This is a genomic window from Propionivibrio soli (assembly GCF_025770765.1).
Classification (GTDB): Bacteria; Pseudomonadota; Gammaproteobacteria; order Burkholderiales; family Rhodocyclaceae; genus Propionivibrio; species Propionivibrio soli.
In genome coordinates, this window is record NZ_JANZKY010000011.1 from 15,208 (window position 1) to 39,145 (window position 23,938).

The window sequence follows — 23,938 nt, forward strand, 5'->3', positions numbered from 1 at the left end:
GTATGGTCAGCCGCGTCCCGCGGCGCGTCTGACGCACTCCAGGTAGCGCTCGGCATCGAGGCCGGCGCCATTCCGTTGTGCCTGCCACAACGTTTCACCAAGGCAATCCATGATCGCGTGCTCTGCATCGTGCACGTCGAGGCGTTGGCGCAGGGCTTCATAAGCGGCACGGATTCCCGGCGGTTGATCGATGCTGAGCTGATCGGCGATCGCAAGATGCAGCGAGAGGTGGAGAAAGGGGTTCGTCTGCCCCCCTTCGGGCGTGAACTCCTGCTCCAGGGCCGCCTCGGGATTCTCCAGCAGGGCGTGGTATTCGGGGTGCTCGGCGATCAAGTCGGCAGCAACGGCTTCCGCTCCTTCCAGGATCTGCCGTTCGCGATACTTGCGCCACGATTCACAGAAGAATTGGCGGACTTGCTCACGCGAGGGGTTGAACATGGACAACCTTCAAATTATGTCTGACAAGCGCGGTGACCACCGTGTTCTGGACGTGTCTGTTTTCGCCCGCCGCACCAGGAACTGCCGGGGTAATCTGGCCCGTTCCATAGACGCCCAGAATGGGAAGTCCGGGGAAACGTTCGGTCATCGCGCGCAGGTCGCGATCCTCCCCGCCGTAGAAATAGGGCCCGCGACCGATGCATGAGAACATCAGGGCACACGCCGGTTCGTGGCCGGAGCGGGCGGCGAGTTGATCGATCGTACCGCGCATGTCGGCTTCTGCTGTGAGCGGCTGCCGAACGGCCCACGCAAGCGATTGACCGGGTGTCACCTGCTCGGAAAGCGTCAGCGAGCCGTCGGGATTAGCGGCGAGCAAGGCGAGCGCCCGGCCATGCCCCTCGCGCAGTTCATTCCTGGCTCCCGCCTCTTCATCGAAGAGAACGGCGGCGAGGTGATGCAATTGCCGGCCCAAATTCTCACGCAACTCCGCGGGAACCGCGCGAGCAAGGTTTTTCAACGCGGTCTGGCTTCCGATCCGTTCGAGGTCATAGCCGTTACTCTGCTCCACGCGCTTGGCCTTACCGAGCAATCGTAGCCCACTCGACACACCGACCGAAATGTCAGCCCCAAGCAACTTGACGCAGCAGGCGCTCGATTCGGTGAGGCGGCCATGTTCCCATGCCGCCGGATCGGTAGGCGCCGCCGTGCCCGCGAAGCTGCCGGCGAAGGTGGCACCAAAGCGTTTCCCGGTGACGTTCCAATGGGGCGGCACGTTGCCCGTAGCGTAGCTCAGCAGGAGGCCCGAAGCTCCTTCGCCCGGAGCAAGCGAGAACTCGCCCCCGAGTACCATGGCGACGGCCGCCGGCCGATCGAGAACCCAGCCCGATTCGGTGAATACGCCCGAGGCAATGCCCCCCGCGACCTGGATGCAACGTGCCGCTCGCGCGGCCGCTGCCACGGCCGGTTGTGCATGGCGCGTATACTCGGGCGTCAGAAAGAGCAGCACGGCGTTGGCCTGCACTAGGCCTGCCCGCGTAAGCGCTTGCTGAACAGCGCGTTCGGCGAGTTGAGGTATTGGGTCGTTGCCGGATACGAGCGCCGTGGCGACGGGCATGGGAGAGGACCGTAGAAGTTCGTTCGATTGAGCGAAGGGACTCGGCTTTGAGAGTGGCCGAAAGCGATCAGCGAGTGGTTCGGACGATGGGGCGGGAAACGCGAATGTGGCGACGCATCAAAAGGCTCCTGTCCTGTCTATCGCTGTTATTGTCAGGCGCCGGCGTGACCTTCCTCGATCGCGGAATCGGGTCCGTAGAGCGCGGTCTTGTTCTTGTACTCACACAAGTCGGCAATGACGCAACGCCAGCATTCCGGTTTGCGCGCCTTGCAAACATAGCGCCCGTGCAGAATCAACCAGTGATGCGCGTCATGGACAAACTCGTCGGGAACGGATTTTAGCAGCTTGAGTTCGACAGCAAGCGGGGTTTTTCCAGGAGCCAGTCCGGTACGGTTGGCGACGCGGAATACGTGCGTATCGACGGCGATTGCGGCTTCGCCGAAAACGGTTGACAGCATCACGCTCGCCGTTTTACGACCGACGCCGGGTAGCGTCTCCAGCGCCGCCCGCTCGCCGGGCACTTCTCCTCCATGCCGTTCCAGAAGCAGGCGGCAGGTTGCGATCACGTTCTTCGCCTTCGCTTTGTACAGGCCGATGCGGCTGATGTACGGAATCAGCCCGTCTTCGCCGAGAGCGAGGATGGCTTCGGGCGTGGGTGCGTCGGCAAACAGCTTGCGCGTGGCGAGATTCACGCTCTTGTCGGTCGCCTGTGCCGAGAGGATGACGGCGACGAGCAACTGAAAGGTTGATCCGAATTCGAGCTCCGTCGTTGGCGTTGGATTGTCGGCGCGTAACCGCGCGAAAATTTCCTTACGCTTGGCGGCGTTCATCAGGCTCTTCAGTGGCAACCAGCCGCGGAGACTGGTTCGGGCGTCCGACGTTGATTGCGCGCTGCTGCGCGTGCCTCGACCCAGTTCTTCCAGGCGATCAGGCAACCGAGAACGATGAACGCACCGGGCGGCAGCATGGCGAGCAGGAGACCAGGGTAATCGTCGGGAAGCAGTTGCAGCGGCTGCAGCCCGGGAAAGACCATATCGATTCCCGAGAAGAGCGTACCGCGGCCGATGAGCTCGCGCAGCCCACCGAGCAGCGAAAGCGTCCACAGCATCCCCGTACCCATGAAAATGCCGTCGAAGATCGATTGCAACGGCGGGTTCTTGGCGGCATAGGCTTCTACGCGAGCCAGGACGATGCAGTTGGTGACGATCAGCGGAATGAAAATGCCGAGGACGAGATAGAGATCGTGCAGATTCGCGTTGAACAGCAAATCGACAATGGTTACCAAAGCGGCGACAATCAGGATGAACACCGGGATGCGGATTTCGTGCGGGATCAGGTTGCGCAGGCTGGCGATGGCCGCGCCAGACATGGCCATGACGACGATCGTTGCCAGCGACAGCATGGCGCCATTGACGAGATTCGTGGTGACCGCGAGCAGCGGACACAAGCCGAGAATCTGTACGAGGCTCGTGTTCTGTTTCCACACTCCGTTGGCGATGATTTGCCGTAGTTCATTGCGCGTCATGGTGTTTCCTCAGTGCAGTTTGACGGCTCGGTATTTCCGGATTTCCAAACAGGGCCTTGCTTGTTCGTCAGCGGGCGGCGAAAAACGTTTCGCGGTTTTCGGCGACATACAGCGCTGCCTTGCGGACGGCCTTTATGACCGCACGCGGGGTCACGGTCGCTCCGGCGACCGAATCGAAACGGCCGCCGTCTTTGCGTACCCTCCAGTCGCGTTCCTCGATCTCAGCCGGCTTCAAACCATCGAACTGAGTAATCCACGGCCGATTCTTGTTCTTGTCCTTTTTCGGCTCGATGTAGTCGCCGAGACCGGGTGTTTCCTTGTGCTGTGTGGCCCGGACGCCGAGTACGGTGCCATCGGTTCCGATTGCAAGCAGTAGATGGATGCGGCCTGCGTAACCGTCTGGTGCGACTGCTTCCAGCACCACGGCCGTCGTTTGTCCGGCACGTTTGGCGCGGTACGCGGTGGAAACGTCCTCGGTACCGAGGGCGGGAGATGGCGGCAGACTGATCGCGTCCTTGAGCAGATCGTTATCGTAAGCGTTCCGGGGAAGTACCTCGTCGACCAGCTTCATTTTCTCTTCCGCCGCCGCGACGTCAATCGCCGACTTCGTCCATAGGTAGGCGCCGGAGAGGAGCCCCGTGAAGATGACGACGAAAATGAACAGGATGACGGCCGTACGTACCGCCATCTTGGGCGCCGAAAGCGGCTTGATCGGCGGCGTCATGGTTTCCTGCCCTTCATGCCGAAGATCGCGGGCTGCGTGTACAGGTCGATCAGCGGGACTCCGATATTGAGGAGCAGCACCGCGAAGGCAACCCCGTCGGGGTAACCGCCGAAAACGCGAATCACGTAAGCGAGGGCGCCGGCGAGCCCACCGAAAATCAATTTACCTTTCGGCGTCGTACAGCCCGATACCGGGTCGGTGACGATAAAGAAGGCACCAAGCAGCGTACCGCCCGAGAACAGATGGAACAGCGGGCTGGCGAACTGCTGCGGGTCCCATAGCCAGAGGCTGCCGGCGAGTACGGCCATGCCAGCGATGAAACTGAGCGGCGCGTGCCAGCTGATGACCTTCTGTTGCCACAACCACAGGCCACCGAACAGGTACGCGGCGGCTACCCACTCCCAGCCGCGCCCGGCAACGCGGCCGAAGACGGCGGCGTCGGCCATAATCGTGCCGACAGAGGTGTGGCCCTCGCCCAGCTTGAGCGCGGTTTTCAGCGCGTCAAGCGGTGTCGCGCCGTTCATGGCGTCGATGCGCGGGGCGTGACCGAAAACGAGCGCGAGCTGCTCACCGACTCCTGCCCCCATATCGACCGGAGGCCATTGCGACATCAGCGCCGGAAACGAAACGATGCATACGGCAAAGGCGATCATCGCCGGATTAAACGGGTTCTGGCCAAGCCCGCCGTACAGGTGCTTGGCAATGACAATAGCAAACAACGAACCGACGACCACCAGCCACCACGGCGCGAGCGGCGGGAAGGAGAGAGCGATCAACCAGGCGGTGACGAGCGCGCTGCCGTCGCCGAGAAACAGGGCGAGCGGTTTGTCGCGTAATTTGAGCAGAGCGGCTTCGGCCAGCAAACAAGCGACGCTGGCGATCCCGATCTGCACGAGGATGACCGGCCCCACCAGGTAAACATACGCGGCGATAGCCGGCACGAGCGCTGCCAGCACTTTGAGCATGATGCGCTGGACGCTGACGTTCTGAGTCAAATAGGGCGGGCTCGTGAAGTTCATGGGCGGCTCATTTCTCGATGGCCGGGGCTGAATTCTCTTCCCCTTGATCGGTCGGCTTCTGCAAAGGCGTCCGGCGCGCCTCGATTTCGGCGATTTCCTCGCTCTGCGCGGCAGTCAGGCCTTCAGTATTCTTGGGCTGCACGCTTTCACGTTGCCGCTTCGCACGCTCCATCGCCGCGGCGATGGTTGCCTTCTTTATCGCTTCCGGATCCAGCGTCGCAGCCGTGTTGTCCGTAACAGCCACGCTCTGCGCAGACACACCTTCACTCGCCGGCTTTGCCGCTGCGGCCTTGGCAGCGGCCGCCTTCGCCAAACGCTCGGCTTTTTCGGCCTTCTCGCGCTCTTCGCGCTCGTTGCGGAACTCGAAGCGCGCCTTGGCTGCATCAGCCTGGTTTTTCTCGCGTTCGCGCGCCCAGATTTCGCTCTTGGCGAAACGGAAGTACTGCACGAGCGGAATGTGCGACGGGCAGACGTAGCTGCAGCAACCGCATTCGATGCAGTCGAAGATGTTGTATTCCTGCGTCTTTCCGAAGTTGCGGGCGCGTGCGAACCAATAGAGTTCGAACGGCTGCAGTTCGTGCGGACAAGCTTGCGCGCATGCACCGCAACGGATGCAGGGCATTTCCGGCGCTGGCGGTGGAAAGAGTGTTGGGGAGGCGGCGATGATGCAGTTCGTGGCTTTGACGATGGGGGCCTCAAGGCTCGGCATTTCAAAACCCATCATCGGGCCGCCCATTACGTAGCCTGTCGTGTCGGCTTTGGGTTGGCCGAGGGCGATGAGGTCACGCAGCGGCGTGCCGAGCAGCACCTCCCAATTGCGCGGTTGCTCAACATTACCCGTCAATGTGACGATGCGCGAAAGCACGGGCTCGCCGTGTGCAATGGCGCGCCAGGCGGTGTAGGCGGTGGCGACGTTGAAACATTGCACGCCCATTTCCGGCGAACGCGTGCTGGCAGGTACCTCCTTGCCGGTGAGCACGCGGATCAACTGCTTCGCACCGCCTGCTGGATAGCGGGTGGGTACGGCAACAACCTCGAAGTTTTCCCCGACGATTTGCACCGCCGCACGCATCGCGGCCAGGGCTTCCGGCTTGTTGTCCTCAATGCCGATGAGCACGCGTTTGGGCGCCAGCAGATCGCGGAAAATGCCGACGCCGCGCACGATTTCCTCTGCCCGTTCGCGCATCAGCATGTCATCGCAGGTCATGAATGGCTCGCATTCGGCACCATTGATGACGAGCTCTTCCATGGGTACCGCTTTGGCAGCGACCAGCTTGGCATGGCTAGGGAAAACGGCACCCCCGAGGCCAACGACGCCAAAGTCGCGCAGCCGTTCTCTTACGCGTTCAGGCTCCAGTGAGGCGTAATCAAGCGGCGCGCGCTCCATCCATTCGTCGCGACCGTCGGGCTCGAGGACGACGGATAGCGTTGGCAGGCCTGAGGGATGCGAAGCGATCCGCTCCTCGACAGAAACGACGGTTCCCGAAGTCGGCGCATGCACCGCCGCCGAAATCCACTTATCCGGGTCGCCGATACGTTGCCCCTTGAGCACCCGTTCGCCCGCCTTGACGAGCGGTCTCGGCATGCCGCCGATGCTCTGGTGCAGCGGCACGATGAGTTGCGCCGGCAACGGTGCGATCGCGATCGGCGCCGTGACCGAAACCGCCTTGTTAGTCTCCGGCTTGACGCCACCCTTGAACTTGAAAAGCTGAAACACGCGTCTATCCCTGCCGTGAACCAGCGGCACGCCCTGATCGGAGAAGGGTAACCATGCGCTCTCTCCTCTGGGCTCCCCAAGGCCGCATCGCACGCGAGCGGCAACTGTCGTTGTTTGTCATGCCACTCGTTTGAGTTCGATTACCGGATACTTCCACTTCCAATTGTCGATGCTTTCCTCGATGACTTCCATGCGGATGCATTCAACCGGGCAGGGCTTCACACACAGTTCGCATCCGGTGCACAGCGAACTGACGACGGTGTGCATCTGCTTGGCCGCGCCGACGATTGCGTCGACCGGGCAGGCTTGGATACATAACGTGCAGCCGATACACGTCTGCTCGTCGATGATCGCGAGTTGTTTTGGTTTTTCTTCGGCATCGAGCGGCTTGACCTCGCGACCGAGCAGATCGGCAAGCTTGCGGACGCCTTCCTGGCCACCCGGCGGGCAGCGATTGATTTCCTCGCCTCCGGCAATTGCCTCGGCATAAGGCTTGCAGCCCGGGAAGCCGCACTGGCCACACTGCGTTTGCGGCAGGATGGCTTCGATCTTTTCGACGAGCGGATTGCCTTCGACTTTGAATTTGATCGACGCGTACCCGAGGGCGGCTCCCAGGATGACGGCGCCGAGCGCCATGATGAGGATCGCAGTCAGCATTACCGGTACTTGTCGAGGCCAGCGAAGCCCATGAATGCCAAGGACATCAATCCCGCGGTGATCATCGCGATGGCTACGCCACGGAAGTGCACCGGAACGTCGGCGCCTTCGATGCGCTCGCGAATGCCCGCAAAGAGCACCAGCACGAGCGAAAACCCGACGGCGCTTCCGGCTCCGAAGAGCAGCGATTCAAGGAAGTTGTACTTGTTCGCGACATTGAGCAGAGGAACGCCGAGCACTGCGCAATTGGTCGTGATCAGCGGCAGGTAAATACCGAGCACCTGGTGCAGCACTGGGCTGCTCTTCTGGATGACCATCTCCGTCAGCTGGACGATAGCGGCGATTGTGACGATGAACGAGATTGTGCGTAGATACTCAAGCCCGAATGGCATCAACAGGAAGTGGTCGATCACATAGGTCGCGCCAGTCGCTACCGTAAGCACGAACGTTGTTGCCGCGCCCATGCCGAACGCCGTCTCCAGTTTCTTGGAGACGCCCATGAAGGGGCACAGCCCGAGGATTCTCACCAGCACGACGTTGTTTACGAGAACAGCGCCGATGACGATGAACAGATAGTGGGTCATGTCACGCGTAACGTTCGGATGCGGAAGGCAAAGCCCCGGGATTATCCCCTTTTGGCGCAGGCCGAACAACCATGCTATGGGTGGCGTTATCCGGCCGTCGTCGGTCGTTTGGCGATGTCGGAAGCCGCTTCGCTGACGAGCGCTGGTCCACGGTATATAAATCCAGTATAGAGCTGCACCAAGCTGGCTCCGGCGTCGATCTTGGCCGCCGCGTCCGCGCCGCACATGATGCCGCCGACGCCGATGATCGGCACTTCACCGGCAAGCGCAGCGGACAGCAGGCGCAACACCGCCGTGGACCGGCCGAACACAGGCGCTCCAGAGAGACCACCTGTTTCCTCGGCATGCGGAAACCCCTCGACGCCGCCGCGGGAAAGCGTTGTATTTGTGGCGATGACCGCGTCGACGCGGTGCCGACGCAGCAAATCCGCAATAGACTGGATCTGTTCACTTTCGAGGTCGGGAGCAATTTTTAGCGCGAGTGGAACGTACTTGCCGTGCTTGTCGGCAAGGCGCATCTGTTCCGCCTTCAATTGGCCGAGTAGCGCGTCGAGTGCGTCGTCCTTTTGCAGCTCGCGGAGATTTTTCGTGTTGGGGCTCGAAATGTTGACGGCGACGTAACTGGCAGCGCCATAAACGCGCTCTAGGCAGATCAGATAATCGTTCGCGGCTTTCTCGATCGGCGTATCGAAGTTCTTGCCGATATTAATGCCGAGGATGCCGCCATGCCTGGGAAACCGGGCGTCCGCGATATTGGCGAGCAACTTGTCCACACCATCGTTGTTGAATCCCATCCGGTTGATGATCGCCTGCTTTTCCGGGATGCGAAACATCCTGGGTTTCGGGTTCCCCGGTTGAGGGCGCGGCGTGACGGTGCCGATTTCTATGAAACCGAAACCGAGCGCAGCGAGGGCGTCAACGTGCTCGCCATTCTTGTCGAGCCCCGCGGCGAGGCCAACCGGGTTCGGGAACGTAAGCCCCATGACCTTGACCGGGCGCGAGGGGACAGGCTTGGCGAGCAGGCAAGCGACGCCGGCACGGTGCATGAAATCAATGCCCGACATGCCGAGTCCATGCGACATTTCGGGGTCGAGCGAGAAGAAGAATTTGCGAATCAGCGAGTAAATCATCGGCGGATTTTACCGCATCGTCGAATCGCCGGTCGCCGCGAAGCCCTCGGCGTCGCTAAGGCGGCCCTTTACGACGAAGCGGTGGTACTCGAACGATCGAGCCAGCGGAGCACGACCGCAAACAACATGTCGGGGTCGAACGGCTTGGCCACAAAGTCGTTCATCCCAGCTTCGAGACAGCGCGCCTTGTGTTCGGAGAATGCATTAGCCGTCATGGCGATAATCGGTGTTGTTCGATGAGCGGCCAACCCGCGTATGCGTTGCGTCGCTTCCAGCCCATCGATGTTCGGCATCTGCATATCCATGATGATTATGGCGTAGGGCGCCAGTTCGGCCATGCGTACGCCTTCCTCGCCATCGTCCGCTGTATCGACAATGAGGCCGCAGTCCTGGAGAACCAGACGGGCGACCTCGGTGTTGATCGGCTCGTCGTCCACGACCAGAACGCGCCGTCCACGGTAGCGTTCGCTGATCTCTTTGCCTGCGTCGGCCGGCAGCGTGTCGGAAGTGGTCATTGACATTCCCTTCCTCAATCGAGCCGTAAACCAGAAGCGACTACCGACGCTTGGCGTGCTTTCCACCCCGACCTGGCCGTGCATCAGCTCGCTCAGGCGGCGGGTGATGGCCAGTCCGAGCCCCGTTCCTCCGTATTTGCGCGAGGTCGAACTGTCGGCTTGTTCGAAGGCGCTGAATAGGCGCGGCACGGCCGTCGGCGCAATGCCGATTCCCGTGTCCGTTACTTCGAACCGGATCACCGCTGTTTCGGCGTCTTCTTCGTCCAACACAGCCCGCAGGTTGACGGAGCCGCATTCGGTGAACTTGACCGCGTTGGAAACGTAATTGAGGAGGGCCTGCTGCAGATAGGTGGGGTCGCCGTAAAGCGTCGGAAAATCACCTTCGTCGACGACAAGGGAAATTCCTTTTGCCTGCGCGCGTTCGCACACCATCGCGCTTACATTGGAGAGCAGCCGATTGACCGATACCGGCGCTTCGTCGAGGACGAGTTTCCCGGCCTCGACCTTTGACAGGTCGAGGATATCGTTAATGATGCCGAGCAGATGCGCCGCCGAGGTATCTATCTTGTCCAGCCGCTCGGCTTGATCTGGCGTCACGCCGCCCCGGCGCAGGATGTTCGCCATACCGATGATTCCGTTTAGCGGCGTCCGGATCTCATGGCTCATATTGGCGAGGAAGGTGCTCTTGGCACGGTTGGCTGCTTCGGCTTCGTCTTTGGCGCGTTCGAGTTCAACCGTGCGCGAGGCAACCAGCTCTTGAAGGTGAAGCCGATGTTGTTCGAGTTCGGTTTCGGTGCGCTTGCGCTCAGTGATGTCACGCAGGAAGACGAAGAGTTCCGGCCCCTTCTCCTTTGGGTAGTTACCTTCCTGTTCGCGGGAGGTTGCGCTGACTTCGACGTGCCAGAGGCTTCCATCCTTCCGCCGATGAGTTGATTCGAATTGCTGACTTCCTTGCGCCAGGGTTTCCGCGATACGCCGCGCCACACCCTCTGCATCGAAGTTGGCGTCAAGTTCGCCAACTGGCCGGTCGAGAAGTTCCTCTCGTGCGTATCCCGAGAGGCGACAGTAGGCGGCGTTGACTTCGATCAGACGACCCGTTTGGTCTAGCCTCCAGAAGCCGTCTCGGGTCGTGGCCAGGATGCTGCGCAACGTTTCGTGGCTATCGCGTTGGGCGGCTTCGGCGCGTTTGTGTTCGGTGATGTCGAGCATGACCCCGATCAGGCCGGCCACTCGACCTTCGGAATCGCTGAAGGTCGCCTTGTAGAGAATGCAGTCGCGCGTACTACCGTCGGCACAAGGCACGAATGTCTCTTGAATCTGCACACCGGGGTTGGCGATCAATGCGCCGTCCGCGGCTTCCTCGCTTTCTGGAAACGGTGACGACACGAAATCCCGGATATGTTTGCCGACAAACTGCGTGCGGGGGATGCCGACATACTCGCTGAACGCGCGGTTGCCGCCAATGAATCGTCCGCTAGCGTCCTTGTAGTAGATCGGCGAGGGGACCGTTTCCATCAATTCCTGTTGAAAGCGCAAGGCGTTATGCAACGCCCGCTCGCGTTGCCCAAGCGTCTCCAAGAGACGGTTGAAACTGGCGATCAACTGCCCGATTTCGTCACGACGGACGACGGGCAACGGTTGCAAAGGATAGGGGGCGTTGGCGATGGTACCGAGCGTGTGGGCGGTACTTTGCAACGGCGAGAGCTGCCGCTTGAGCAGCCACCACGTGAAGGCGCCGGCGGCGAGCGTCAGGGCAATTGTGGCGAAGAGCATTCGCCGCTGCAAATCGCGGATCGGTGCGAAGGCCTCGGCAGTTGGCAACGCCGCGACGGCATACCACCCGGCCGCCGGGATGGGCTTTGCCGAGGACAAAACTTCGATACCGTCTGGATCGTGCGTGAGGCGCGTTCCCTCATGGCCCGCACTAAATTCGCTATCGAGCCCTTCTCGATCGCTCTGTGGAAGCGTTTCCATGATTCGACTCTTATCGCTCGATGTGACGATAAGGCGGTGCTGCGGAGCGACCAGCAAGTAACTTCCGGTTTGCCCGTAGCGGCTCTCCGTAATCTGATCGAGGAAGTTCGGCTGCTCAAGGTTGGTCAGCGCTGATAGTGCACCGATCACCTCACCGGCTGGGTTCCGAATCGGGGCGGTCATGACGAACACCGGAGCTTGCGCTTTCTTGCCCATCACTGGCCGACCGATCGTCGTACGCGCTTCACGCAGCGCGGAGGCGATGAAGTCCCGGTCCATGTAATTGACACCGCGGCGCCCCGACGCTAGTGGAACATCGGCAAGCGTGGTTCCGTCACCTCCCGTGATGTAGCCACCTCCATTGAATAGGAGTTTGAGGATGATGCGTTCCTCGAGGAACCGTTGCGCGGCCTCGGACCCTGCCGCCAAGGGTTCTGCGGCGCCGCTTGCCATTTCACGCAAGGCAGCAAGTCGTTCCTCGATGCCGCGATTGACCTCGCTTGCCACCATGGAAACGGTCGAGTATTGCTGGGCACCGAGCACGCGTTCCATGTCGCGGCGCAAGGCTTGGCTGGCATAGAACGAAAGAGACCACAGGCCGGTAAGGAAAACGGCCAGCGTGGCGAACGTTATTCTGTTCTTGAGCGACTGCCAGGAACGGACCGTCAGCATCGTGGGCGTTTCCCCCTCAAGCGGCGCGTTATGCCAGCGCACCAAGGCCTAGCCATTTTGCATGGCGATACTACACGCGAGCTTTCGGGTGAGGCAACCACGGATTGCTTCATGAAAGGTCTGACGTTGGACGGGCGGATGCTCTGGACGGTATTTTTGAGCAAAAGGTGCGGGGCGCCTCGCTTTTGACCGCGCGAACGAGTCGTGCCATATTCGTGCGGCGCAGGAGGGCCTGGGACCGAGTCGATGTGCCGGGTCCGGAAGGCCGCCGTAACCTGCCTATTACCCGATCAAACGAAGGAACGAAGCGTGCTTGTCAATTGTGTAGCCTACGAAAATGGTTCGCGGCTGGCGGACCTATCGGTCGAAGAGATAAGCGATTACCTGCAACGGCCGGGCTGTTTCGTCTGGGTCGCCCTGGCGGACGCTACGCCGCAGGAACTCGCGCAGATGAAGGAAGAATTCAGCCTGCACGAACTCGCGGTTGAGGATGCGCATCACGGCCACCAGCGCCCGAAAATCGAAGAGTACGGCGATTCCGTTTTTGTCGTCATGCAACTGCCGGAGTTGACCCGTGACGGTTTCAATGTCGGCGAGGTCGACATCTTTGTCGGCCGCAACTACGTTCTCTCCGTCCGGAACCGCAGCGACCAGCATTTCATGGCGGTACGCCAGCGTTGCGAACGCGAGCCGGAATTGCTTCGCCAGGGAGCGAGTTTCGTCCTTTACGCATTGATGGATGCGACGGTAGACCGGTACTTCCCGATCATCGATCGACTGGAATCAGAACTCGAAGAGATCGAGGACCAAATCTTCGCCAAGGACGCTGCTCGTGCCAACATCAAACGCCTCTACTTGCTGAAGTCGAAGATCACCGTCCTTCGTCACGCGGTCGGCCCGCTCGTCGAGGAAACTGCGAAGCTCTCCGGAGGCTGGGGGCCTACGGTATGCTCGAACAGTCGCGAATATTTCCGCGATGTCTATGACCATCTGGCACGAATCAACACCTCGCTCGAAAACATCCGTGACACGATCGGTACCGCGATTCAGGTGAACCTCTCGATGGTCGCTATCGAGGAAAGCGAGGTCAACAAGAAACTTGCTGCGTGGGCCGGGATCTTCGCCGTGGCAACAGCGTTTGCCGGCATTTGGGGAATGAACTTCAGAGTCATGCCCGAACTGCAATGGGAATACGGCTATCCGGTGGCTCTGGGCGCTATAACCATTGCGTGCATCCTCCTTTTCCTGCGGTTCCGGCGTGCCGGCTGGCTCTAGACGCGGCGCGAACCGCTGACGGCGGGTTCTGCGGCTTGCCACGATGCTGTTGTTGAGGCGCGCAGCGTGCCTGCAGGCCGCGTCGTATTGCCGTAATGGTCATCTTGCATGTTGCCCTCAATTCCGTCGCGGACGTGCCGTTATCGTCGGGGAGTTATCAACCTGGCGTGTTCCCTTTAGCCGGAACAACGAACAAAGCCCTAATAGGCGCATGTACTGCTTGCGGAGAAGGTGCATTCCTTCGCGATGCGGTATGCTTGCCCCGTTAGGCACGGAGAGTGATTCGAATATGAAAAATGCGTGCGACCCCGATACCCCGATGATCGATGTCGCCGACTTGCGTATCGGCTTGTATGTCTACATCGACTCGGGATGGATGTCGCATCCGTTTCCGCTCAGCAGTTTCAAATTGCAGTCGCAGGAACAGATCGCCGCCATACGCGCGATGGGGATCGGACGTATCCGCTACTCGCCCGAGAAGAGCGACCCGCCAGCAAGCGAGCAAACGTCTGACGTTCCAGATCAAAGTCCCATCTTGACGCCGGAGCAAGAGGAGCGTCAGCAGCGACGGGCGCTCTTACAGACGCAGAATGCTCGCCTCAAGGCGTGCGAGTACCAATACGACGAGGCGGCTAAGGCCTTCAACGCGCTCGTGAAGCATGTGAAGGTGGTCCCCGACAAATCGCGCTTGCAGGCACGGGTGCTGGTCGAAAGCGTCGTGGCGCGTTTGTCTGAACTCGAAGAAAGCAGCATCCGATTGCTTTCCGAGCAGGTCGGTGACCGCGGGTCGATGCATTCCGTGAATGTCCTCGTGCTTTCGTTGTTGCTCGGCAAGGCGAGCGGGTTGTCCAATGAGGATTTGCACGAGCTCGGAATTGGGGCTCTGCTCCATGACATCGGCAAGGAAGAGCTGCCGAACCGCCTGCGTTGGAACGACGAACAGTTCACCAGCGTCGAACGGCGCCGCTACCAGGAGCATGTGGGCCACGGTCTCGAAACGGGCAAGACCATGGGCTTGTCGAACGCTGCTCTGCTGTGCATCGCGCAGCACCACGAGGCGGCGAACGGTACGGGCTTTCCGCTCAACCTGGTCGGTAAGAAGATCTCCCCGTTGGCCAGCATCGTTGCCTTGACCAACCAGTACGACGGGCTCTGCAATCCGGCTAATCCGGCGGCGCTGCTTACGCCGCACGAAGCGCTTTCGCTGCTCTTCACACAGAGAAAGCAGCGCTTCGACGACAAAACCATGGCGGTTTTCATCCGCATGATGGGCGTTTATCCTCCCGGCTCCGTGGTTCAACTGACCGATGGCCGGTACGCTATGGTGGTTTCTGTAAATTCTTCCCGCCCGCTCAAGCCACGGCTCATCATTCATGACGCGCAGGTTCCGAAGGAAGAAGCGCTGGTCGTCGATCTCGAAAAACATCCGGACCTCGGCGTCAGGCGCAGCCTCAAGCCGATGCATTTGCCGCGGCCCGTGCTCGATTACCTGTCGCCGCGCAAGCGCATCTGCTATTTCTTCGAAGCCGCGAGCGCCACATCGGGAGGGGAAGAGTCGTGATCGGTATCGAGCGCTGGCAGCCTCTGCTGGAAGGAATGATCGAGGCGGTCTGGCTCGTCGACCCGCTTGAATTCCGCATCATTGCATGCAACCGCGCCGCGGCCGCAATGCTCGACATGCGGCCCGACCAGCTTGTCGGCCGTGCGGTGATCGAATTGACTGGTACGCCGGAGGATCAGTTTTTCTGGGAGGACGTTGCCGCCGGTCTTGCGTCTACAATTTCGTCGAATACGCTCCTGCTCTTGAAGGATGGCAAGACGGTGCCGGTGGAACGCCGGGTGACGCAAGTGAAACTTACGCCAGACGTCGTCGTGTACCTGGTCGCGCTATCGAACAAGACCGAGCAGAGGCGCGTCGAGCAGGAACTTGAGACTCTGCTTGCGGAATTGCGCGCGACGCTGGAGTCGACAGCGGACGGTATCCTCGTCGCCGATACCGAAGGTGGTATCCGTAGCTACAACAAGCGCTTCGCCGAACTCTGGGACATTCCGCTGTCGCTGATGACGCGCCGCGATGATGTTGCTACGCACCTGTGGATGGCGCGCAGCGTCGTAAACAGCGTTGAATACGAAAAACGTTTCGCCGCTGTCGCCGACTCAGGGCTCGAAGAGACTCGCGATGTAATCACCCTGCGCAACGGCCGTGTTCTCGAATGCGTGTCGATGCCGCAGCTTGCCAGCGGGCGGTTGACCGGTCGGGTATATTCGTTCCGCGACATTACGCAGCAGTTGGCCAACGAGTCGCGGCTGCAACTTGCATCAGAGGTATTCGAGTCGAGCCTGGATGCGATCTGCGTGACCGACTCTGAGGGGCTGATTGCGACTGCGAATGCCTGCTTCGAGCGTATCAGCGGACTCACAGCGGGCCAGGTCAAGGGTCAGTCGATTTGGCGGATGATCCGTACGGTACAGCACGGGTCACTGGGCCCTGAGTTTTTCCGCGAGTTGGACCGGCGTAATTCCTGGGAAGGCGAGGCGTACTATCAGCGGCCGGACGGCGAGTGCGTACCGGCGCTTGTGTGCCTCGTACGTGTCGTGTCGAAAACAAACACCACTTCGCACTACATCGGTTTCTTCAAGGATCAGACTGAAAAGATTGCGGCTAGCCAGCGTATTGAGGAACTCGCCTATAGCGATGCGCTGACCGGCTTGCCCAACCGGGTTTTGCTGAGCGAGCGTATCGAGTTCTCGATCGGCCTCTGTGGGCGCGAAAACAAGACGTTCGCGATCGTGGTCATCGACCTCGATCGCTTCAAGCAGATCAACGACTCGCTCGGCCACGTCGTTGGCGATCGGGTGCTCGTTGACGTGGCGCAACGTATCAAGTCCTGCCTGCGCCTCTCCGATACCGTCGCGCGCATGGGGGGCGACGAGTTCGTCCTTCTCCTGCACGATACCGACGCGCTTGGCGCCGAAGCGATGGTTCAGCGTGTGCTGCACCGACTCGGCGAACCGGTGGTTCTCGACGATCTTTGCATTACGCTGACGAGCAGTATCGGGATCGCGCTCTTCCCAGTGGATGGACGGACGAGAGACGAGTTGATCAAGAACGCCGATACGGCGATGTACCAGGTGAAGGAGCGGGGGCGCTCGAACTTCCGTTTCTATCACCCGCAAATGAATATCGACTCGCTCTCGCGCATCAAGCTCGATTCCGCGATGCGCGCTGCGCTCGATGAAGGACATTTCCTATTGCGCTATCAGCCGCAAGTGGATCTCGTCACCGGCCGGATCAATGCCGTCGAAGCCTTGTTGCGCTGGAAAAGCGAGGAGCTAGGCGAGGTTTCGCCGGCGTACTTCATTCCCGTTGCCGAGGAAACGGGCTTCATTGTCGCCCTCGGCCAATGGGTGCTCAACGAAGCGGTTGCGCAGGCTGCGCGTTGGCAGGCCGCGGGCATCGATACCGTCGTTGCGATCAATGTCTCCGCCTTGCAGTTTCAAAGCTTCACCTTTGTTGACAGCGTTGCAACCGCGCTCAGCAAATCCGGCCTCGAACCCCAACGACTGGAACTCGAACTCACCGAGTCGATCCTCATCCGTGATATCAACGAGACCTTCGCGCGCCTGCAAGCGTTGGCCAAGCTTGGCGTCCAATTGTCCATCGACGATTTCGGCACCGGCTACTCCAGCCTCTCCTACCTGAAGCGTTTCCCGGTACAAAAGCTGAAGATCGACCGCTCGTTCGTCAACGGGTTGCCTGACGATGAGAGCGACCTGGCGATCGTGCGCGCGATTGTCCATCTCGGTCACGCGCTAAGGCTGCGCGTGATTGCCGAAGGTGTGGAGAACGAGCAGCAGAAAGCTTGCCTCAGCGAACTCGGATGCCAGGAATACCAAGGGTATCTGTTCGCGGCGGCGCTCGACGCCTGCGAGGTGGAAACCATGCTGACGCCGGATTTTCTTCCTTCCGTTTAGCACTGAGCACTACGCCGCTTTCGTTTCCCGACGGCGGTAATACACCTTCAGTGTCTCCATGGCGATCGGCGATGCGAGGAAGAACGGCAGCATGAACGCCCAGTCTTCGGCAGTCAGCGGAACTGTGTCGAAGAAGGGCTGAAGAGCTGGCACGTAGATCACGAGCAGGACAAGCAGGAAAGACGCACCCACAGCCCACACTATCGCGCGGTTGGAGAATAGCCCGACCGAGAACACGCTGTGATACTCCGAGCGCGCCGTGAAAGCCCTCAGCAACTCCGATGTGCAGAGCGTTGCGAAAGCGATGGTCTGCGCCGCCATCAATTGCCCAGGATAGCGTTGTAAAGCGAGGTAGAAAACCGTCAGCACGGCCAGTGTATCAACGACGCCGATTAGCCCAATACCGATGGCCATGTCGCCGTTGATGACGGGCTCGGCTGGAGAACGAGGGGGATGTTTCATGATATCCGGTTCGCCCTTTTCTAATCCGAGAGCCAAAGCCGGTGCACCATCGGTGACCAGGTTCAGCCATAGCAATTGGACGGGTTTCAGCGGAATCGGCATACCTGCCAGCATGCCGCCAAAGAGGATCAGTATCTCGCCGATATTGCAGGCGAGAAGGAAATAGACGAACTTGCGGATGTTCGAATAGATGATCCGCCCTTGTTCAATGGCCGAGACAATGCTTGCGAAATTGTCGTCCGTGAGGACCATGTCGGCCGTCTGCTTGGCGACGTCAGTGCCGGTGATTCCCATGGCAACGCCAATGTTGGCGCGCTTGAGCGCCGGTGCATCATTGACGCCGTCGCCCGTCATTGCAACCACGTGCCCGCGGGACTTTAGCGCTTCGACAATCCGAGTCTTGTGTTGCGGAGAGACCCGGCAGCACACTTCGAGTCTGTCGGAGCGCGCGGCCAGTTCGTCGGCGCTGAGGCGTTCGATTTCCGGTCCGGTGAGTACGATGCCGCCAGGTGTCAGCAGGCCGATATCGCGCGCAATCGCCTCGGCGGTGTCCTTGTAGTCGCCCGTGACCATGATGCTCTTAAGCCCGGCTCCGCGCGCGACTTTGAGCGCCTCGATGACTTCCGGTCGTGGGGGATCAATCATGCCGAGCAGACCCACGAAAACGAGGTCGCGTTCGACCGTTTCTGGCGCCATCTCCGCTGGTATTTCGGCGAGCGGCCGATAGGCGATGGCCAGTACTCGCAGCGCGTTCTGCGCCATGTCACGATTCTGTTCGAGTATCCGTGCACGCGACTCGGGCGTCAGTTCCGTCTCGCGGCCTGATTCAATTCTGCGCGTACACAAATCGAGCACGACGTCCGGGGCTCCCTTGACGAAGGCGACAAACGAGCCCGACCCAAGGGCGGCGAACGATTCGCCTTCGAGGCGGTGTATCGTCGTCATTCGCTTGCGGTCCGAGTCGAACGGGATTTCCTGAACCCGCGGTAGCAAGCCTGTTTCCGCGTCGCGCAGGTATCCGGCCTTTGCCGTCGCGACTACCAGAGCGCCCTCGGTAGGGTCGCCGATGATCCGGCGCACCGTAACTCCAGCTTCGTCCGCCTTCTCTTCCAGATTGGCATCATTGCAGGCGAGCGCACCGCGCAGCAGCAGGGCTACGTCGGCGTCACGGCGAGCCTCAAAGGAGGCGGTGCCCGCCATGAACAGCCCGCTCGGGCTATAGCCCTCGCCCGTGACCCGGAATCGTAGGGCCCCGGCGTAGCCTTGAACTACGGTCATTTGGTTCTGAGTCAGCGTGCCGGTCTTGTCCGAACAGACGACCGTGGCGCAACCCAGCGTTTCCACAGCAGGAAGCTTACGGATGAGCGCGTGGTGCTTGATCATCTGCTGCATCCCAAGGGCGAGGCAGATCGTCACGATGGCCGGAAGACCTTCGGGAACGGCTGCGATGGCTAAGCTCACCGCCGTCATGAAGAGATTGACGATGTCCTTCTCTTCGGTCACCAGGTAGTTCAGGAAGTCACCCCTGAGCGCTGTGAGAAGATCGGTATCGCGGAACAGACCGTAGAAAAAGACAAGCGCGCAGATGCCAAGACAGGTCGTCCCGAGCACTTTGCCCAAATGTTCGAGCTTCTTCTGCAGCGGCGTACTTTCGGTTTCAAAGGATTGAATCATCTCGGCGATAAGGCCGATTTGCGTGTTCATGCCGGTGCACGTCGCGATTCCTTTGCCTCGGCCATAACTGATGAGCGTGCTCATAAAGGCCGTATTTTTGCGGTCGCCCAGCGGCACTTCCTTGTCGAGCACAATCGCAGCGTCCTTCTCGACCGGGACCGATTCACCGGTCAGCGAAGCCTCCTCGATCTTGAGGTTCACGCTCTCGATCAAGCGCAGGTCGGCTGGCACATAATTGCCTGCTTCAAGGAGGACGACATCCCCGGCGACGATCTCCCGGCCCGGAATCGTTAACTGTTCGCCGTCCCGAATAACCTGCGCGTGGGGAGCGGACATCTTCTTAAGCGCTTCGAGCGCGGCTTCTGCCTTCGACTCTTGGATCACGCCGACCACGGCGTTGAGGATGACGATGAAGATGATCGCGATCGAATCCACGATTTCGCCGAGAGCCAGCGAGACGAACGCGGCGATGATCAGGATGATGACCAGATAGTTGTTGAACTGCTGCCAGAGCAGGGCGGCGAACCCGGGGCGAGGTTTTTCGGTCAGCTCATTCGCGCCGTACTTCGTGAGGCGTTCCCTCGCTTCTGTTTGGGTCAAGCCTCTGGCGAGATGGGTCTGCAACGCATCGGCGAGTTCGTCGATGGATTTCCCATGGGCTTCCTTGTCATGCATGAGAACGTCCTCCCCGAGTTTTGATGTCCGGCACGGCAGGTTGCCCGTATCTCGATCGTTTCTCGTTGAGGCAGATGACCCTTGCCTCAGGCACCCGTCAACTCAATCCTAGGCCGCGGTTACATGTCGAACAAGTCGATTGTTGCGGTGCCAGGTAGCGAGAAGGACTGATGCATTGGAGAGAGAGGGCCGTGCGTAATTGACGGACTAACAGCCGCTGCGGGATGAAGAGCGAGGATATTGAGCCTCGACGTCCGCAAGGTCGAGTGGCCGCCATTCGCCGTTGATCAAACCTTCCACGGGACGGAAGTTGGCTTTGTAGGCCATCTTGCGGCTGTTGCGGATCCAATAGCCGAGGTAAAGGTAGGGCAGGCGGTTGGCGGCGCATTGCGCCACTTGCCAGAGTACGTTGTAGGTGCCAAAACTGGCACCAGGTACATCGGGGTCGTAGAAGGTATAGACCGACGACAATCCGTCGGCGAGCACGTCGATGATGCTCACCATGCGCAGTACGCCGTTCTCCGTAAACTCGATGAGTCGGCTATCCACGCGGCTCTGCAGCAGAAAGTGCGAATACTGCTCATGGCTGTCCTGATCCATGCCGCCGCCGCTGTGGCGAACCGCTTGATAGCGTTGATACAGATGGTAGTGCTCATCGAAATACATCAACGGCAGTTCGCGGGCATGCAGGCTGGCGTGCGTCTTAAGGCTGCGTCGCTGGCTCCGGTTGGGCGTGAACAACGCGATCGGCAGCCGAACCGGGACGCAAGCTTGGCACTGAGGGCACATCGGCCGATAGGTGAATACACCACTGCGGCGGAAACCTGCCCGTACGAGGTCGCCATAGACTTCGGTGCTGATCAAGTGCGTCGGCGTCGCCACTTGGGAGACGGCCTGCTCGCCGGCGAGATAGCTGCAAGGATAAGGCGCTGTGCTGTAGAACTGCAGGAGCGAAAACGGGAGTTCGGAGTCGTTGAGATGTGACATTGGGCGCCGTCGTGTTCTTCGCGTTCCGTTCGTCGATCGCTAACGCCAATCTCGCTGGGCGGCGTCTGCAGGCCAACGCCCGGCAGGTGGTGGCAACGTCGTGAGCCTTCGCACCTCGGCAATGAAAACGTGCCGCGGAATCTCGCGGGCGCCGAGCGATGCAAGGTGTCTTGTGTTCATTTGACAGTCGATGAGGCCGAAATCCATGTTCTCCAGGTACTTCACCAGATGGGCTAACGCGATTTTTGAGGCATCGGTCGCATGCGAGAACATCGATTCTCCGTAGAACATACGGCCGATGGCAAGCCCATAGAGTCCGCCGACCAGCGTATCGCCAACCCATGTTTCGACCGAGTGGGCAAAACCGAGTTCATGCAGCGCTCCATAGACGGCCTGCATCGGCTCGGTAATCCACGTGCCGTCCTGGCCCTTACGCGGGGTACTGCCACAGGCGGCCACTACCTCGTCGAACCGGGCATCGAGTTTGATCCTGTAACGTTCTGCCCGCAATGCCTTGCGTAGCGAGCGCGAGATCTTGAACTCAGAGGGAAACAGCACCATGCGCGGGTCCGGGCTCCACCACAAAACGGGGTCGCCCTCGTTAAACCACGGAAATATCCCGTGTTTGTACGCCTCCAAGACCCGTTGCGGCGAAAGGTGAAGGCCGGCGCACAGCAGCCCGTTGGGGTCGCGCAGGGCGTCTTCCACTGAGGGGAACGTTTCGTCGGCTTCGATCCAGGGAATCATTTGCTCTGACCACTTCCCGTTTGTGAAATGGACGTTCTTTTCTGCGGCCGGTACGCCGGGGAGTTTGCGAGGAATGCCTGAGAGGTCGCCAGGATCGGAGTGGTAAGTGAAGCTCCCTGCATGACTCTTTCTGGATGAGAATAATCCTCAACTTTGGAACATGCCATCGGCCTTTGCTCCTTGCTTAAATGAGAACGTACTCCGAGAAAACGGGTGTGCTCAAGAGGGCAAGTAACAAAAAAGGACGCTTCAGCGTCCTTTTTTTCGCTCATCAAACAATTTCCCGTCAGTGTTCGACTACCCGGCGGGCCCCGTTATAGCGTTTGACCCAATAACCCTGACTCATGTCCTCAACACGAATTTCGGCCCCGGTGCGCGGCGCGTGCATGAAGCGGTTGTCGCCTAGATAGATGCCGACATGCGAGAACGCCCGACGCATCGTATTGAAGAAAACGAGGTCGCCCGGCTTCAGTTCGCTGCGCTTAATGACGTCGCCGACCTGGCTTTGCTCTTTCGCCGTACGCGGCAGAAGCAGGCCGAGCGAATCCTTGAAGACGACTTGGACAAATCCGCTGCAATCGAGCCCGCTGTCAGGATCGGTACCGCCGAAACGATAGTTGATGCCTACCAGTTCCAATCCCTTGAGCACGAGATCTTTTGCACCCGTCTTGTAGCGTTCGAGCAGCGAGGGCTCGTCGCTGAGGCCCGGCTCGTGTTCCACGGCGCTTGCTGTCGTCATGCCGGCGAGCATGATCACCGCGGCGCTGAGCAGTATCGTGATGGATTTGTGACAAAACATGGGGCCGAAATCTAAAAGAAAAGGCGGTCGGTGTAAACCCTGAAAGCGTGAATTTGTTCTCGAAATCACGCCGATTGTTTCGTAAGTTAATGATTTTAAATAGAGTGGAGTTGTATTCCCGAATGAACGTGTACGTCCCCTAAACGCGGTTTTATCGCTATCATGGCGTTCACATCACAAACGGCTCGCAGAGGGCTCCGAAGAACCGGGCCCCGGAATCAAGGAAACAAGGACACACTATGCAGCCCTTCAAGGCATACCGCATCGATGAAGTGGACGGCAAGGGACGTGGTGCTTTTATCGTCATGGATGAGGCGCAACTCGATCCCGGCGAAGTGACGATCCGTGTCGCGTATTCAAGCGTCAACTACAAGGATGCACTGGCGGCTACCGGCGCCGGGCGTATCGTTCGCCGCTATCCCTGCGTTGGTGGCGTCGATCTTTCAGGTTACGTTGAAAAAAGCGCAGACCCGCGATTCAGCCCGGGAGACGCCGTCCTGGCGACGAGTTTCGATATCGGTGTCGCCCACCATGGTGGTTACGCGGAATACGCCCGCTTACCGGCCGGCTGGGTCGTGCCACTACCGAAAGGCATGTCGCCCTTAGAAGCTATGGCGATCGGAACAGCCGGGTTTACCGCAGCGCTAGCTATCGCACGTATGGAACTAAATGGCCTGCGCCCGGATGCGGGGCCGGTGATCGTCACCGGGGCCACCGGAGGCGTCGGCAGTCTGAGCATCGACATGCTGACCAAACTTGGCTACCAAGTTACGGCGATTACAGGAAAGGAAAGCGAAACCGATTATCTGAAGAGGTTGGGAGCCACCGAGATTCTTCCGCGCTCGTCGCTGGATCTTGCCAATATCCGCCCCCTCGGGAAAGCTATTTGGGCCGGTGCTGTCGACAACGTCGGCGGTCAATTGCTTGCCTGGCTGGCGAGCACGATGAAGAACGGCGGAACCATCGCCAGCATTGGCTTGGCGGGTGGCGCGAGCCTCAATACGACGGTAATGCCATTCATCCTGCGGGGCGTTTCCCTGCTCGGCATTGACTCCGTGAACGTCGGCGAACCGCTTCGATCGCAATTGTGGCAGCGCCTTGCGGGTGATCTGCGGCCCTCGCGTCTCTCCGAGATCACGCGACGAGTGGCGTTTGCCGATCTGCCCGGCGTGTTCGACGATCTCGTGCAAGCGCGATCACGCGGCCGGATTGTCGTCGAGATCGCTGGCGAGCGGAACGGCGCGTCTTCAAATTGAGAGAGTGATTTGGGGCCGG

At 60.0% G+C, this 23,938-nt stretch carries 19 protein-coding genes; 4 read left to right on the plus strand and 15 right to left on the minus strand.

The features are described from left to right. Positions 1–6: 6 nt before the first annotated feature. From NZ453_RS13680 to NZ453_RS13730, 11 genes are all read right to left on the minus strand, one after another. On the minus strand, positions 7–438 hold the full coding sequence (locus tag NZ453_RS13680) for a DUF1841 family protein (protein ID WP_263771211.1): 432 nt from the start codon (positions 436–438) through the stop codon (positions 7–9). After that, entirely contained in the window at positions 419–1,552 is a 1,134-nt protein-coding gene (locus NZ453_RS13685) for an FIST C-terminal domain-containing protein (RefSeq protein WP_263771212.1), read from the minus strand. The genes NZ453_RS13680 and NZ453_RS13685 overlap by 20 nt, the downstream gene beginning before the upstream one ends. A 152-nt stretch (positions 1,553–1,704) precedes the next feature. Beyond that, positions 1,705–2,382 carry an endonuclease III gene (gene nth, locus NZ453_RS13690; RefSeq protein ID WP_263771213.1) on the minus strand — a complete coding sequence of 226 codons (678 nt, stop codon included), beginning with the start codon at positions 2,380–2,382 and terminating at the stop codon, positions 1,705–1,707. A gap of 8 nt (positions 2,383–2,390) precedes the next feature. Next, on the minus strand, positions 2,391–3,077 hold the full coding sequence (locus NZ453_RS13695) for an electron transport complex subunit E (protein ID WP_263771214.1): 687 nt from the start codon (positions 3,075–3,077) through the stop codon (positions 2,391–2,393). 67 nt (positions 3,078–3,144) lie between these two features. Continuing rightward, complete coding sequence (gene rsxG / locus NZ453_RS13700) at positions 3,145–3,801, minus strand: electron transport complex subunit RsxG (protein ID WP_263771215.1); 657 nt, start codon at positions 3,799–3,801, stop codon at positions 3,145–3,147. Further along, positions 3,798–4,820 carry an RnfABCDGE type electron transport complex subunit D gene (locus NZ453_RS13705; RefSeq protein ID WP_263771216.1) on the minus strand — a complete coding sequence of 341 codons (1,023 nt, stop codon included), beginning with the start codon at positions 4,818–4,820 and terminating at the stop codon, positions 3,798–3,800. The genes rsxG and NZ453_RS13705 overlap by 4 nt, the downstream gene beginning before the upstream one ends. Before the next feature lie 7 nt (positions 4,821–4,827). Further along, on the minus strand, positions 4,828–6,537 hold the full coding sequence (gene rsxC, locus NZ453_RS13710; protein WP_263771217.1) for an electron transport complex subunit RsxC: 1,710 nt from the start codon (positions 6,535–6,537) through the stop codon (positions 4,828–4,830). A gap of 117 nt (positions 6,538–6,654) precedes the next feature. Next, positions 6,655–7,194: an electron transport complex subunit RsxB gene (gene rsxB / locus NZ453_RS13715; RefSeq protein ID WP_263771218.1), complete on the minus strand. Its 540-nt coding sequence runs from the start codon at positions 7,192–7,194 to the stop codon at positions 6,655–6,657. Then, entirely contained in the window at positions 7,194–7,778 is a 585-nt protein-coding gene (rsxA, locus tag NZ453_RS13720) for an electron transport complex subunit RsxA (protein WP_263771219.1), read from the minus strand. The genes rsxB and rsxA overlap by 1 nt, the downstream gene beginning before the upstream one ends. Before the next feature lie 86 nt (positions 7,779–7,864). Further along, the gene (locus NZ453_RS13725; protein ID WP_263771220.1) at positions 7,865–8,908 is read right to left on the minus strand and encodes a quinone-dependent dihydroorotate dehydrogenase; all 1,044 of its coding nucleotides are present in this window, start codon (positions 8,906–8,908) and stop codon (positions 7,865–7,867) included. 68 nt (positions 8,909–8,976) lie between these two features. Further along, positions 8,977–12,069 carry a PAS domain S-box protein gene (locus tag NZ453_RS13730; RefSeq protein ID WP_263771222.1) on the minus strand — a complete coding sequence of 1,031 codons (3,093 nt, stop codon included), beginning with the start codon at positions 12,067–12,069 and terminating at the stop codon, positions 8,977–8,979. A 309-nt stretch (positions 12,070–12,378) separates the two neighbouring features. Here NZ453_RS13730 and corA point away from each other — a divergent pair, with 309 nt between their 5' ends. The 3 genes from corA to NZ453_RS13745 all read left to right on the plus strand — a co-directional run bounded on the left by corA (position 12,379) and on the right by NZ453_RS13745 (position 17,319). Continuing rightward, on the plus strand, positions 12,379–13,344 hold the full coding sequence (corA, locus tag NZ453_RS13735; protein ID WP_263771223.1) for a magnesium/cobalt transporter CorA: 966 nt from the start codon (positions 12,379–12,381) through the stop codon (positions 13,342–13,344). Between the two features lie 289 nt (positions 13,345–13,633). Beyond that, entirely contained in the window at positions 13,634–14,905 is a 1,272-nt protein-coding gene (locus NZ453_RS13740; RefSeq protein WP_263771224.1) for a cyclic di-GMP phosphodiesterase, read from the plus strand. Beyond that, a complete protein-coding gene (locus NZ453_RS13745; RefSeq protein WP_263771225.1) occupies positions 14,902–17,319 on the plus strand; it encodes a sensor domain-containing protein in 2,418 nt (805 codons plus the stop codon). The genes NZ453_RS13740 and NZ453_RS13745 overlap by 4 nt, the downstream gene beginning before the upstream one ends. A 9-nt stretch (positions 17,320–17,328) precedes the next feature. Here the strand turns inward: NZ453_RS13745 and NZ453_RS13750 are convergent, their stop codons facing one another. The 4 genes from NZ453_RS13750 to NZ453_RS13765 all read right to left on the minus strand — a co-directional run bounded on the left by NZ453_RS13750 (position 17,329) and on the right by NZ453_RS13765 (position 22,663). Further along, positions 17,329–20,130 carry a cation-translocating P-type ATPase gene (locus tag NZ453_RS13750; RefSeq protein ID WP_263771226.1) on the minus strand — a complete coding sequence of 934 codons (2,802 nt, stop codon included), beginning with the start codon at positions 20,128–20,130 and terminating at the stop codon, positions 17,329–17,331. Positions 20,131–20,337: 207 nt separating this feature from the next. Then, positions 20,338–21,117 carry an arginyltransferase gene (locus NZ453_RS13755; RefSeq protein ID WP_263771227.1) on the minus strand — a complete coding sequence of 260 codons (780 nt, stop codon included), beginning with the start codon at positions 21,115–21,117 and terminating at the stop codon, positions 20,338–20,340. A gap of 39 nt (positions 21,118–21,156) precedes the next feature. After that, on the minus strand, positions 21,157–21,864 hold the full coding sequence (gene aat, locus NZ453_RS13760) for a leucyl/phenylalanyl-tRNA--protein transferase (protein ID WP_263771228.1): 708 nt from the start codon (positions 21,862–21,864) through the stop codon (positions 21,157–21,159). 286 nt (positions 21,865–22,150) lie between these two features. Then, the gene (locus NZ453_RS13765) at positions 22,151–22,663 is read right to left on the minus strand and encodes a C40 family peptidase (protein WP_263771229.1); all 513 of its coding nucleotides are present in this window, start codon (positions 22,661–22,663) and stop codon (positions 22,151–22,153) included. 239 nt (positions 22,664–22,902) lie between these two features. Here NZ453_RS13765 and NZ453_RS13770 point away from each other — a divergent pair, with 239 nt between their 5' ends. Then, the gene (locus tag NZ453_RS13770) at positions 22,903–23,919 is read left to right on the plus strand and encodes an oxidoreductase (protein ID WP_263771232.1); all 1,017 of its coding nucleotides are present in this window, start codon (positions 22,903–22,905) and stop codon (positions 23,917–23,919) included. The last annotated feature ends 19 nt before the right edge of the window (positions 23,920–23,938 follow it).

Coding starts and splice junctions, on each gene's coding strand:
- NZ453_RS13680 (WP_263771211.1), bottom strand. CDS start 438: ATGTTCAACCCCTCGCGTGAGCAAGTCCGCCAATTCTTCTGTGAATCG.
- NZ453_RS13685 (WP_263771212.1), bottom strand. CDS start 1,552: ATGCCCGTCGCCACGGCGCTCGTATCCGGCAACGACCCAATACCTCAA.
- nth (WP_263771213.1), bottom strand. CDS start 2,382: ATGAACGCCGCCAAGCGTAAGGAAATTTTCGCGCGGTTACGCGCCGAC.
- NZ453_RS13695 (WP_263771214.1), bottom strand. CDS start 3,077: ATGACGCGCAATGAACTACGGCAAATCATCGCCAACGGAGTGTGGAAA.
- rsxG (WP_263771215.1), bottom strand. CDS start 3,801: ATGACGCCGCCGATCAAGCCGCTTTCGGCGCCCAAGATGGCGGTACGT.
- NZ453_RS13705 (WP_263771216.1), bottom strand. CDS start 4,820: ATGAACTTCACGAGCCCGCCCTATTTGACTCAGAACGTCAGCGTCCAG.
- rsxB (WP_263771218.1), bottom strand. CDS start 7,194: ATGCTGACTGCGATCCTCATCATGGCGCTCGGCGCCGTCATCCTGGGA.
- rsxA (WP_263771219.1), bottom strand. CDS start 7,778: ATGACCCACTATCTGTTCATCGTCATCGGCGCTGTTCTCGTAAACAAC.
- NZ453_RS13725 (WP_263771220.1), bottom strand. CDS start 8,908: ATGATTTACTCGCTGATTCGCAAATTCTTCTTCTCGCTCGACCCCGAA.
- NZ453_RS13730 (WP_263771222.1), bottom strand. CDS start 12,069: ATGCTGACGGTCCGTTCCTGGCAGTCGCTCAAGAACAGAATAACGTTC.
- NZ453_RS13740 (WP_263771224.1), top strand. CDS start 13,634: ATGAAAAATGCGTGCGACCCCGATACCCCGATGATCGATGTCGCCGAC.
- NZ453_RS13750 (WP_263771226.1), bottom strand. CDS start 20,130: ATGCATGACAAGGAAGCCCATGGGAAATCCATCGACGAACTCGCCGAT.
- NZ453_RS13755 (WP_263771227.1), bottom strand. CDS start 21,117: ATGTCACATCTCAACGACTCCGAACTCCCGTTTTCGCTCCTGCAGTTC.
- aat (WP_263771228.1), bottom strand. CDS start 21,864: ATGATTCCCTGGATCGAAGCCGACGAAACGTTCCCCTCAGTGGAAGAC.
- NZ453_RS13765 (WP_263771229.1), bottom strand. CDS start 22,663: ATGTTTTGTCACAAATCCATCACGATACTGCTCAGCGCCGCGGTGATC.
- NZ453_RS13770 (WP_263771232.1), top strand. CDS start 22,903: ATGCAGCCCTTCAAGGCATACCGCATCGATGAAGTGGACGGCAAGGGA.